The following is a 12,645-nucleotide window of genomic DNA, read 5'->3' as shown; positions in this document are numbered from 1 at the left end:
AAGGGGCTAGCGTCCTGGGAAACGGTCGACGAGAATTGCCGGGCCCACGAGTTACTTGATGGGCCATCGAGTCACCACATGACGAGCACACGGGGGCAAGGTTGCACGACCGGAACAACCGGGACCAGACAGCGGTGCTCCACCGCGGGCCCAGCGCTCTGCGACGCTGGCCCGCCGTGGTAGTGGGCACCGGCATGGTGCTGGCGATGAGTGCCTGCTCGAGCACCGCCGACAAGGCCGACAAGGCGGCCACCACTGCGCCGGTCCAGCCGTCCGCGAGTTCGGCCCCGGCCACGCCGGGCGCCGATCCCACGGCCAAGGCGACGGCGGATGTCCTCGCCATCTACCAGGCCTACACAGACGCCAAGATCGCTGCGATGACCACGGGCCAGGCAACCCCGGAAAAGCTGCTTCAGGTGGCGACGGGCGATGCCTACGACAGCCTGGCCCGCGACATCACCAGGGCTCAGCAGGCGAAGATCGTCTACAAGGGCACCGAGGTCACGCACCCCCAGGTCACGGCCATCGACACGACCGCCTCGCCGCAGAAAGCCACCCTGACCGACTGCATCGACGTCTCGAACTGGACGGCGGTCTTCTCCTCGACCGGCGCGAACGCCGCCGCCACCGGCGCGCCCGGCCGCCTGCTCGTCAACGTCGGGGCCGTTCAGGTCGCCGGCGGTGCGTGGCGGATCAGCGATTACACACCGGATCGGAGCCGGACATGCTGAGACGGAAAGCGTCACTGGCCGCCGCAGCCGGTGTGGCAGCGGCGGCAGCCGTGCTGCCGGCCTCCCCCGCCACAGCCGACGGCGGAACGTGCGTGTGGACGGCGGACGTCTGCATCACCGTCACCGATCCCGGCGGAGGCGGCTCGGGAGGAAACGGCTCCAGCGGCGGCGGTTCCGGAGGGGGCTCGGGAGGAAGCGGCGGCCCCCAGCAGTGCGTCTTCAGCGGAGTGACCGTCCCCTGCTCGGACGCCTGGGGCTGGTTCAACTCCGAAGATGGCTGCTACTACAAGGCGTTCGACCCGCAGCCGCCCGCCGGAGACCCGCTCTGGCAGGGCCACCAGCCCGGCGACGGCGCCGTGTACGCCCGGTCATGCCTGATCGCAGCCCCCGGCGGAGGACTCGCCCAGGGGCCCAAGGGCGGATTCCTCTGGCTGCAGACACCCCCGCCTGGCTACGGCGGCGGTGTCACACCGGCCGCCCTGGCCCAGACGATCGTCGCCATGATGAACTTCGACGTACCGAACATCGGCACCGCACCCGACAAGGGCGGCAAGGGCGTGGTCGGCATGCCTGTGTGGCTGTGGGCCACGCCGTCGAAGACGAGCTGGGGCCCCTGGCCGGAGACGAAGGCCGCCGGCGGGCTGTCGGTCACCGTCACGGCGAAGGTGACACAGATCGACTGGTCGATGGGCGACGGCGGCTCCCACACCTGCACCGTTCCCGGCACCCCGTACACACCGGACAAGGGAAACAGCGCCTCCCCCGACTGCGGCTACCGCTACACAACGACCAGCGCCGGCAAACCCGACGGAAAGTTCCAGGTCAGCGCCACCACGACCTGGGCCGTCCACTGGGAAGGCGGCGGCCAGCAAGGCGACCTCGCCCCCATCAAGAAGACCTCGAACACCGAACTCACCGTCGGTGAGGTCCAGGTCCTCAACTGACCTTCCTCGCAGCAACCGGCACAACCACGAGGTGCCGCCCGAACGGGCGGCACCTCGGCATGAGGGCCCACGCTCGACGGCTGCGCAGCCGTCCCCGCCCCGGACTACCTGCCCATGCCCGCGTCCCGGCCAGGCCCTGACCAGGCCGCCGCTGCTGCCCCTCCTGCTGCATCCCCTGCGGCCTGCGACCCGGCGCCGGAACCCGGATGCCCGTTCGTGACACACGCGGAGCAAGCAGCGACATATCGATTCCCTGCACGCTCACACCCCTGCGGGTCACCGCTTCTTCCGCCCGCTGACTGCTGCTCAGCCCAGCTCGCCGCTGCATCTCGGCGGTAATGGCAGTCACCTCATCCGCGCGGGACCGACGCGCTGCTGCGCCCCCTCGTACGCCTGCGGGACGGGCCGCCCCGCCACAATGGCCCGCTCATCGTCCGGAGTTGCTGGCGCGCGTGGTGGTTGCTGGGCCGATTTTCCGCGGAAAATGTGAGGGCCTGGCTCACTGCGGTGAGCCAGGCCCTTAGATGGGGGCGTATGTCTCAGGAGGACTACTGCCAGGCGACCAGGCGGAGTTCGGAATTCACACTGGGGCCGTGGGGCGCGATGGAGCTGATCTTTTTGGGGGTTGAGCCGGGGGAGAGGTCCAGGCGGTACAGCTCGGCGACGTCCTTGCCCTGCCGAGACAGGAAGACCACGGACTTCAGGTCGGGCGAGGGGGCGACGGAGCTGTTGTCGCGGTCGTTGTCCGGCAGGAGCTGCTCGACCTTTTGCACGGAGTCGAGGGCGTCCGAGAACACCACGCGTGAGAAGCCTTTGCCTGCGCAGAAGAGGCTGTGGTCGTCGATCCAGAACTTCGGGGTGCACTGGGGGACGTTATCGCCCCCCGGAAGTGCCTTGTTGGCCGAACCGAAGGGGGCCGGACCGAAGCGGAGCGGCTCGGCGTACTCGTCGCCGCTCCCGGGCACCGTGGAGTCCTTGAGCCAGATCGCGCTGTTGTAGTCGTCTGCTGCGGCGGCTGCGGCCGTACCGGACGGATTGACGGTGACGTCCTTGAACTTGTCGCCGAGGGGCATCCGGGACCAAGGCTGGTCACCGGCGAGCACGAAGCCCCAGTCGTGCGACATCCCGTGGTCGGTGGCGGCGGCGCCCGGCTGACCTAGGTCACGGCTCATCACATGCCGGTCATGCGTCTCGTACCACAGCGTCGACGTGCCACTCTGGAAGGCCGGCGTGCGGTCCTTGGCGCCGATCGTGAAGGGATCGGCCGACGGGGCCCCGACCGGCGTGCTCTGGGGCTTGAGCGTGAAGGCGACGGCGGGACCGTCCTGGCTGCTTGCCCCGGACCGCACAGGCGGCATCACACCGGCGACCAGCGTGAAGTCCTTGTTGAAGGCCTGTCGGACGGCGCTCGGGACGCTGGTGTGGCCAGTGGGAGTGGAATCGCAGAGGATCCCGGTGTCCGCGCCCTGTGGGAGCAAGGACACCGTGCGGGCAACCTCCTGCCCGTCGGTCATGGAGTACGAGGCGAGCGTCAGCTGCTGAGCGGTCGGGGCGCCGCTGTTGCCGCCCTTCAGGTCGCACCACGACACAGTGACGGTCCCAGGTGCGCCGATGGGCTTGGCCTGGGCGCTCGCGGAACTCGAGGGAGTGCCGGAGGAGCCGCCGTTGTCCTGGGAGCCCTTGGCGCCATCCGTACTGCTACAACCGGTGACCGCCAGGGCGATCACGGCCGCGACTGCAGCCCCGCCGTGGTTCCGTGTACGCCAACGCATATGTCTCCCACCCCTCGAAGCGACAACGAGCCGGACGGTACCAGACGACGCCCGGTAGTGATCAGGAACGCAGTGCATAACCTCTGTTCGTCCCGCTGGCCGGAGGTGCGGGGCCACTCGGTCGCTTGCCGCACCGGCTGATGGCCGCTCGGATTTGCCGCGGAAATTTCTGCACACGTGAGCCGGCGCCCGTGTGGCGGCTGATCCCTGCCTGTCGGACCGTCCAGGTCCCACGGCAGGCGGACAGACGGTGTGCGGGCTCGGGGCAGACGAGGTGGCCGCCCGACCTTCCGTGGAAAAGCGGCAGTACGCTCGCCATCGCACCCCTGGAAACAACGGGCTAACCTTCGGAATCCTGTGGCACGATCTCAAGATCAACGGACGTCATGGGGGATGGCGCAATGGCGCAAACGCTGAAGGCCAAGAACGCGCCGTACCCTGCCAGCGACCAGGATCCCGACAGCGCATCTACGGGAGAGACCACCGATGCCGCAACTGAACCGACATGGCAGGCTGGCCAAGGAGTACTGGAGCACATACCGGCCCCAGGCGCTGGCGCAGCTCGGAAGTCCGCAGCAGCAGGAGGAATACTTCTACGGCCTGGGGCTGCGGGTGATGGAGCAGATCGGGGAGCTGACGGACGATCTGCTGCTGAAGCTGCCGCTGGAACAGCGCGCCCTGGCCCGGGCGTCGTTGCGGGCGCAGGCTCAGGAGCTGGTGTACGGGCAGGAAATCTGGCTTCCCAAGGAGCCGGGAACGGAACATCGGGAGATGTAGCCGCCCCACGCTTCCGCGCCGCAGGTCAGAACGACCTCGCCCCGCGCAGTGAGGCGGAGCGCGCGGCGGCCAACCTTGCGGTGCTGGAGAAACTGCGGGTCTTAGACGAGGAGGGCAGGCCCGCCACCGAGGACGAGCAGAGCGTGCTCGCGCGGTGGTCGGGCTGGGGCGCCCTGCCGCGCATCTTCGAACCCCGACCCCAGCGCCCCGCTTTCCAGGACGCCGCCTCCTACGATCGGGCGGCCGCGCGCTGGGATGCCCTCGACGGCCTGCGTTTCAAGATCAGGGCGCACCTCAGCGATACCGAGTGGAACGCTGCCCGTCACAACACCCTCAATGCGCACTACACCGATGCTGCCCTGGTCGACACGATCTGGGGTGCCATGCGGACGATGGGCTTCGATGGCGGCTCCGTCCTGGAACCCGGCTCCGGCTCCGGCAACTTCATCAGTGCGGCTCCGCAGGACACTAGCCACCAGATCCGGATGACCGGTGTTGAACTTGATCCGGTCACCGCCGCGATCTCCCGCCACCTGTACCCGGACGCCCAGATCATCACGGCTGGCCTCGAAGACGTCCGGCTGCCCGAGGCGAGCTTCGACGCCGTCGTCGGCAACGTCCCCTTCGGTCGCTACCAGCCCTACGACCCCGTCCATAACAAGGACCGCGCCCTCTCCATCCACGACCTGTTCGTCCTCAAGTCGCTCGCCGCCACGCGGCCCGGCGGCGTAGTCGCCTTGATCACCTCGCGCTATACCCTTGACGCCAAGGACTCCGCAGCGCGCGAGCGGATGTACGACCTTGGCGACCTCATCGGTGCGGTCCGCCTGCCCGCAGGTGCCCACCAGGCAGCCGCCGGCACCGATGTCGTCACGGACGTCCTCTTCCTGCGCCGCCGTGAGCATGGGGAGCGCCGCGGCAGCGACCGGTGGCTTCACGCGGAGGAACAGGTTCTCCCTGGCCATGCGGAGCCCGTGCGCTGCAATTCCTACTTCGAGGACAACCCTGGCCATGTTCTCGGTGAACTCCGCTCCCGGCTCGGTCAGTTCGGCCCAGAGCTGACGGTCGACGCTTCTGGCCTCGATGCCTCCAAGCGTCTTACCGAAGTTGCCCAGGACATCGCTCGCGAAGCCTTCGAGAACGGCCGTGGTGCCACCGCCACGGCAGGTGAGCAGAGCCGCGCTCTGGCCATCGCCCCGGCGGGAGCGGCGGAGGGCTCGCTCGGCCTGGACGAAGCCGGCTGCCCGACGATCGTTGAGGCCGGGCGCATGGTGCCCCTGGTTGTCCACCCCGACCAGTACGACCGCCTCGTCCAGCTGATCGTGCTCAAGCAGCAGGTCCTCGAGTTGTACGCGGCCGAGGCCGCCACCGACGCTGCTGGTGAGACTCCGGAGCTCGCCGCCAGGCGCACCCAGCTGCGCGAGGCCTACGGGGCGTACCGGAAGAGTAACCCTTCTCTGGCCAAGCCCCGTCAGACCCGTACGTTCACCCCGAAGGAGGCTCGGGAACGTGCCGAGGCCGAGGGGCTAACCACCGTCCCGGACGCTTGGAAGTGGCCGACCGCCTACGCGCTGATCGCCGACGACCCGGACGCCAGCCTGCTATTCGGACTGGAGGTGTGGGACGACGACACCAAGACCGCCAACGAGCAGAAGGTCCTCACCCAACGCGTCCTGGAACCTCGGGTCCTGCCCACGCAGGCCCAGGACCCGGAGGACGCCCTCGCACTGGCCCTGGAACACGACGGCGGCGTCCTGCACCTGAGCCGGGTAGCCCAGCTGCTCGGCGTCGACGAAGCCGAGGCCGAACGCCAGCTCGGCCCGCTGGCCTTCCGCGACCCGGCCCAGGACGGAGCGTGGGAACCACGCACGCGCTACCTGTCCGGCAACGTCCGCACCAAGCTCCAGCAGGCCCAGGAGGCCGCCGCCAGCGACCCGTCGTACGAGGTCAACGTCGTTGCGCTTCAGCAGATACAGCCGGACGACCTCAGTCCCGCCGAAATCAAGGCCAAGGTCGGTGCCCCGTGGATCCCGGTCGATGTCTACACCCAGTTCCTGCGCGACCTGGGCATGCCCGACGCCGAGGTCCTCTACGTCGGCGGCACCATCTGGGAGGTCAAGGGCGCTCAGCACGGCGACGCCGCGACTTCGCAGTGGGGTACCGAGAAGCGCTCAGCCGGATCCCTGTTCGAGGCGATGCTCCGGCAGACCGACTCGGCCATCAAAGTCACCTGGCGCGACCGCGACGGCAACGTCCACGTCGACGAGGACGCGACTGCCGAAGCCGCCGAGAAGGTCACTCATCTGCGCGACGCCTTCGACGACTGGATATGGAACGACGAGCAGCGCAGTGCCCGGCTCACGCGGATCTACAACGACCAGTTCAATAATCTGGTGCTGCCCGAGCACAGTGCTGAGCCGCTCACCTTGCCGGGGGCCGTCAGCGACTGGGTGATGAGGCCGCACCAAAATCAGGCGATTCGTCAAATTTTGTCCCAGCCGACCAACTTGCTCGCCCATGTGGTCGGCGCCGGTAAGACCGCGACCATGGCCGCCGGTGCGATGGAGCTGCGCCGAACCGGACTGGCGACCAAGCCGTGCATCGTGGTCCCCAACCACATGCTCAAGCAGTGGACGGGCGAGTTCCGCCAGCTCTACCCGAACGCTAAGCTACTGGCGATCAGCGCCAGTGACCTCGGTGCCAGCAAGCGTGCCAAGTTCATGGCCAGGATCGCCGGCGGTGACTGGGACGCGGTGATCCTCACCCATGAGGCGTTCACGCGGGTGCCGCTGCGGTCCGAGACGATCCAGGGCTACATGGACCGGGAGATTGGCAATCTCCGAGGCCAGCTGGACGCCGCCGTCGGGGCTGGGCTGAGCGACCGCACCGTCAAGCAGATCGAAAACTCCATCGCCAACGCGGAGGCTAGGCTCAAAGCCGAGATCGACAAGACCCAGGGCACGGGCGTGTTCCTGGAGGACACCGGCATCGACTACGTCTTTCTGGACGAGGCTCACGAGTTCAAGAACCTCAGGACGGTTTCCGCGATCCCCGGCGCCGCGATCGAGGGGGCGGCCAAGGCCACCAAGCTGCACATGGTGCTCGACATGCTCCGGGAGAAGAGCACCGCCGGGCGGGTCGCCACCCTGGCCACCGGCACGCCCGTGGCCAACAGCGTCACCGAGGCGTACGTCCTGATGCGCTACCTCGCCCCTGAGCTTCTCGAATCGATGGGTTTGGAGGCCTTCGACAACTGGGCGGCGACATTCGGAGAAGTCGTCTCGGCACTCGAACCCGACCCCAAGGGCGGAGGATACCGCTTCAAGGCCCGCTTCTCCCGGTTCTTCAACGTCCCGGAGATGATGCGGGTCTACCACACGTTCGCGGATGTCCAGATGGCGGAAGACCTTAATCTGCCCGTCCCGGCGATCCGTTCCGGCAAGGATAACCAGCGCGGCGAGAGCATCGTCGTCGACACCACCCGTGCGCAGCGGGAGTTCCTCACCTCCCTCAAGAACCAGCCGTGGATCAGCGAGCCCGGGGGAGTCCTGAAGGCCCTCGGGCTCGGCCTGCGCGCGTCCCTCGATATGCGGTTGGTCGGTGGTGAGGAGGAACAAGGCAGCAAACTGCAGGACGTCGCCGAGCAGGTCCACCAGGTCTGGTTGGAGAACAAGGACAATGTCTACCCGGTCTCCAATAACGACCCGACAGCTCAGCCGCTTCCCGGAGCCCTCCAGTTGGTCTTCCTCGACGAGGGCACCCCGGGCAGCAGCGCCGAGCACGCCGTCGACCTGTACGCGGACCTGCGAGACAAACTCGCCGCCGCCGGAATGCCCCGGGAGAGCATCCGGTTCATTCACGAGGCCAATACGGACGCCAAGAAGGAACGGCTCTTCGCGGACTGCCGTTCCGGCAAGGTCGCTGTACTGATCGGCAGCACCCAGAAGATGGGCACAGGCACCAACGTCCAGAGCCGCGTCATCGCCCTGCACCACGTCTCCTACCCGTGGCGGCCGGCCGACATGGCCCAGCGCGACGGACGGCTGGAACGGCAGGGCAACCTGCACATGCCCGAGATTTCGGGCACACCCGATGACGTCCGGCTCTTCTACTACCTCACCGCTGGCACCTTCGACGAGTTCCGCCTGAACGCGCTCGCCCGCAAAGCGCGGTTCATCGCCCAGGTCCAGCGCCGCAGCTTCAACATCCGCGAGATCGAGGACATCGGGGACGAGGCCATGAACCTCGGCTTGCTTAACGCACTAGCCTCCGGCGACCCGACGATCCTCCAGCACGTCGAGGCGACGGCCGAACGCGCCCGGATGCAGAGCCTCTCCCGCTCCTGGGACCGCGCGCACGACCGGCAGGTCCGTGAGATCCAGGACCTCACCAACTTCGTCGATGAGGCCGATATCGCCCTAGCCGCGATGCGTTCTGCCCTGCCCACGGCCACTCTCACCGCTGGCGATGCTTTCGCCATGACCCTCGGCGACCAGCTGCATCGCGAGCGGGGCAACGCCGCGCAAGCGCTCGGCGCCCGTCTGGAGGCCATCGCCAGGGACACCACTCTCCCCCGGGGCCAGCAGATCCCGCTGGGCACCATGGGTGGCCACGCCTTTCACGCCGAGATCGCCTACGACCGCAACGCCAACCGCCTGCTCAAGCTCCGCTTCCCCTGGGGCCACGTCGTGCCGCTCGGCCACCGCGAAGACCGCGGTGTCTGGCACGCCCAGAAAGTCACCACCGCGACTGGGCGAGGGGCCGTCCGGTCCTTGGAAGCCTTCGTCGCCAGACTCGGCGACGACACGGAGAAGCTTGCCGCCGACGTGGAGCTGCGCCGGGCACGGCGCGATGAACTCGTGGGCAAGCTCCAGGACAAGGCCCATAACCCCTACCGGGAGCACGCCCGCTCCCTGGAACGTGAAGAACGGCTGCTGGGGCGGCTGGTCATCCTCAACGAGAAGATCGCCGAGCGATCCGAGCAACTCCAGCACGCGGGAGGGCACGCGTCCCAGGAATCCGAGGCGGAACTCGTTGCCCTGCAAGCCGAAGCGGCTGATCTGAAGCGCCAGATCGACGATGAGCACGCGGTACAGCGGACCGCCGCCGAGGAAGCCGAGTCCGCGAAGCCCACGACTACCGGCGCCGCAGCAGAAGTCGAGTCCACCGACACGGCACCCGCCCCCGAATCGCAGACGGCGGGGCGTACTGAGCCGCCCGATCACGTTGTCCAAGGCAGCAGCGACGCTGCAGACGTGCCATCAGGCACCACTACCAACGACGAGATCCCAGCACCAGCGCCGCAGGAAGCGGCACCGCTCAGGGAGGGAACCACCATGGCAATCGAGACGAGTACAGCGGGACCTATCGCTCCCGGGACCGGATGGGAGGAACCCGCCCTCTTCGATGACGGACTCTCTGACGATGAGCCATCGCCTGTATCCGCTGACACAGCGGCCCAGCCAGAAGGAGCCGATGTGGCCGCCGCGACGACTGAACCGCCCAGAGAGCAAGCCATAGAAGAGAAGCGCGTCGTTACCGAAGCTTTCGTAAAGCCCGATATTCCGGTCGAGGGACCCCCGACTGAGGCAATGGAGGACATACCTGGCCTTGAGAAGCCAGAGCAACCGGCCCGCGACTTCGGTTCGCTGGTTCACGATGACCTGCTGAATTCCTTCGGCCCGGCCCGCAGGTACATCTCTGAGATCCTGTCACCCGAAGCGGCGGACAGCGTGGCCAGGGAGTTCGATGCTCACAGCGCGTCCCTCGCGAAGATGCGTGCCCAACTCGGACTCGACGATGATGACCTCCCCTCCACGTTCAAGCCCGCACCGGAAGAGGTGAACCACGCACAGGCGGCCAAGGGTGCCTTTGAACGGGTCCGTGCGTACATGGCGCAGCACTACGGAAGGTCCGAGTCCTGGGCCCACGTGGCCACCGTCTGGGCCGGTCCCGGCCGGATCCAGAAGGCCCTCAAGGAAGCCGCCGGGGATCGCTATCCGGAGGTCTCCAAGGACAGGCGTTGGAGGGAGTTCTTCGGGGGAGTCGTCCGGGACACCGCCGAGGTGGTCTCCAAGCAAACGTCGAAGCTGGCTCGCACGTTCGAGACTGACCGAGTTGCCCATAAGCTGCTCACGACGTTCGCGACCTGCGCGGGCAACTACGCGGCCAAGGGCCGGGGCGACACCCCACAGGCAGCTCCGGCCGCGCCCGCTGTGGCGAGCGAGCAGGCCCGCAACTCTGGCCAGATCGGCCTCGCCGCCCGGGGCGTGATGCCGATCACCAACGTGACCGGGCGCAAGACAGCGCCACGCCAGCCGGACCAGCCGGCGCCGAAGACCCCCGCGCCGACCCGGGGGAGCGGTGCAGAAATCTGACGACGGCAGCCTGTTGAGTCACCATGCCGCCCAGCGCGGCCCAAAGGGAGGGGAATGACGTGAACGACCCACACAGCGGCGAAGTCGAAATGGCGGTCACCAACAGCGCCGACGCCTTCGTCAAGCTCGTCTTGACCTTGGCTACCATTGCCGCTGAGAACGCCGCGCGGGCCCGTCGCGAGCGCTGGGAGCGCGAGCGGGAAGCGGCGGCCGAAAAGCAGTGGCGCGAACGCGCCGCTGCAGAGCCATGGCTGCGCGCCCCTTACGACGACCGGTTCTGGGACAACTTGGAATCGACCCCCGAGGGCATGCGTCCGCTCGGCCAAGCTTGGCAGACGGCCTACGAATGGGGCGGATCCGATCCGCAGGCCGCCGCCGCGCTGCACCACATGCGGGACAAGATCCACGAGAAGTACGGGATACGCATCCCCGACGACATGCTGCCGGTCCAGGACCTCTCGCGCGCCATTGCCCTATCCGACCCGAGCCTGCTGGAGAGGGCGGAGGCGGGCCGCGAGGCGGCGGCCGAGAGCGGGCAGGCCAGCTACCTGTACGTCATCGAGGATCCGACGACGGACACCCAGCTGGCCACCGGCGAGGTCCGGGGCCACGATTGGGAAAGGCCGGACCTCGTCGCCGCCCACGCCCACCAGCAGTGGGCTACGGGAGCGGACGGCACGCCGCTTGGCGACAACGTGGTGATCCGTGTCTACGAGAACACGGGCGCCCCTGTCGGCGGCCAGGAACCGCTCGCCGTGGTGGAGGCGCAGCGCGTTCCGGAGATCCTCAAGGCCGAGGAAGAGCGCCAGCGCCGGGTGGCCCGGCGTGAGGAGGAGGCCAGCCCCCAGGAAGTCCTCCACGCGATGAGTGCCGAACACCGGCGGGCCGGTGAGCGCGCGGAGAAGTGGCAGGAGGCGCGGGACCGCCTGGCGGACGCGGACCCGGCCGAGCTGCCCGAGGGCGAGCACGACCGGCAGGTCGACGCCCTTCAGCAGTCGGTCCTTCGCGAGCGCCGGTACCAGGCCGCCCTGAACCTGGACCGGGAGGCCGTCGCGGCTGAGCAGCGTGGTGAGGACTCGGCTCTGGTCTACCGCGGCGCGTCGCTGCGGGCACGGCTGGACCAGGGCTTGATATCCGAGGTGTCCCCGGCCGAGGCCGCAGGGCTCTGGAGTGAGGTCAACCACTGGTCGCACGGCGCGGCCCGGGATCAGGCGCTCGACGCGATGAACGAGAAGCTCGTCGGCTACTACGGCCTGGAGCTGGATGAGGACGTCAACCGGGCTGAGGCGGCAGCGGCGCTGGAGAGCATGGTCGATGTCAGGGAGCCTGGGGAGCCCGAGGAGGTCCGCCAGAAAGCGCTGGAACTCAATCGCCGGGCGGTGGAGAAGTACGACGCCGCTCTGCGGAAGGAGGACCAGATCGCGGGACTCATGGTTGACGGGAAGCCCAAAGACCCAATCGCCGCGGCGCAGATCAAGACGCTGGCGGCGGACGCGGAGATCCTACGGGGGCAGGCTGAGATCGACCGCGGCGCCGCGGGCGTCGTCGAAGCCCAGGCCGACCGGCTCGCGGCGAGCGAGTCGAGCGACCCGGCGGCCCTGCCCCCTGGTATGACCAAGGAGCAGGTCGCCCAGAGCTACCAGAGCCAATGGGGCGACGACCCGCAATGGGCGTCCTGGTCCACCACGCCGCCGGCCGTGCCCGGTGCCCCAGCGGCCGAGGCCACGCTGCCTGCGATGGATGCGCCGACGCCTGCACCCGCACCGGCAGCCTCACGCCCTGCTCCGGCGCGTCAGGCGCCGTCACGCGGGCGTCGGGGACCGTCCAAGAAGGCCCTCAAGGCCAGTGCTGACAGGAAGTTGGCGCAGGTGGGCCGTGGCGGGGCCGCGGCCAAGGTGGCGGCGCACGACGGTGCCCAGCGCGTCAACGAGGGCCTCGGGAAGACGTCCGCGACGCCGGCGGCCAGCCCGAGCGCCCCTGCCAAGGGCCGCGGCCGCGACCTGGGCAGCGACCACGGGCGCTGAACGGACAACGGCGGTGGGTT

The 12,645-nt window shown here is 68.4% G+C and carries 6 protein-coding genes; 5 read left to right on the top strand and 1 reads right to left on the bottom strand.

All coding sequences use genetic code 11. From position 1 onward, the window contains the following. The first annotated feature begins 176 nt into the window (after nt 1-176). Both PUR71_RS07115 and PUR71_RS07110 read left to right on the top strand, forming a co-directional pair. Nucleotides 177-731: a hypothetical protein gene (locus PUR71_RS07115; protein ID WP_329925486.1), complete on the top strand. Its 555-nt coding sequence runs from the start codon at nt 177-179 to the stop codon at nt 729-731. Next, entirely contained in the window at nt 725-1,675 is a 951-nt protein-coding gene (locus PUR71_RS07110) for an ATP/GTP-binding protein (protein ID WP_329925485.1), read from the top strand. Before PUR71_RS07115 ends, PUR71_RS07110 begins: the two co-directional genes overlap by 7 nt. A 548-nt stretch (nt 1,676-2,223) precedes the next feature. On the opposite strand, the gene PUR71_RS07105 is transcribed toward PUR71_RS07110, so the two are convergent. Beyond that, nucleotides 2,224-3,402, bottom strand: coding sequence for a hypothetical protein (locus PUR71_RS07105; RefSeq protein WP_329925484.1), 1,179 nt, complete (start codon nt 3,400-3,402; stop codon nt 2,224-2,226). Between the two features lie 531 nt (nt 3,403-3,933). Between PUR71_RS07105 and PUR71_RS07100 the strand changes: the two genes are divergently transcribed. The 3 genes from PUR71_RS07100 to PUR71_RS07090 all read left to right on the top strand — a co-directional run bounded on the left by PUR71_RS07100 (nt 3,934) and on the right by PUR71_RS07090 (nt 12,625). Then, nucleotides 3,934-4,224: a hypothetical protein gene (locus PUR71_RS07100; protein ID WP_329925483.1), complete on the top strand. Its 291-nt coding sequence runs from the start codon at nt 3,934-3,936 to the stop codon at nt 4,222-4,224. Nucleotides 4,225-4,304: 80 nt separating this feature from the next. Further along, nucleotides 4,305-10,601, top strand: coding sequence for an SNF2-related protein (locus PUR71_RS07095; RefSeq protein WP_329925482.1), 6,297 nt, complete (start codon nt 4,305-4,307; stop codon nt 10,599-10,601). A 59-nt stretch (nt 10,602-10,660) separates the two neighbouring features. After that, nucleotides 10,661-12,625 carry a hypothetical protein gene (locus PUR71_RS07090; RefSeq protein ID WP_329925481.1) on the top strand — a complete coding sequence of 655 codons (1,965 nt, stop codon included), beginning with the start codon at nt 10,661-10,663 and terminating at the stop codon, nt 12,623-12,625. Nucleotides 12,626-12,645 lie beyond the last annotated feature (20 nt).

It is taken from the genome of Streptomyces sp. SP17BM10, assembly GCF_036322405.1.
GTDB lineage: Bacteria > Actinomycetota > Actinomycetes > Streptomycetales > Streptomycetaceae > Kitasatospora.
This window is presented reverse-complemented; position numbering and strand designations above follow the sequence as displayed.

What these genes read in the sequence shown, in the direction of transcription:
- PUR71_RS07110 (WP_329925485.1), top strand. Translation starts at nt 725, where the DNA reads ATGCTGAGACGGAAAGCGTCACTGGCCGCCGCAGCCGGTGTGGCAGCG.
- PUR71_RS07100 (WP_329925483.1), top strand. Translation starts at nt 3,934, where the DNA reads ATGCCGCAACTGAACCGACATGGCAGGCTGGCCAAGGAGTACTGGAGC.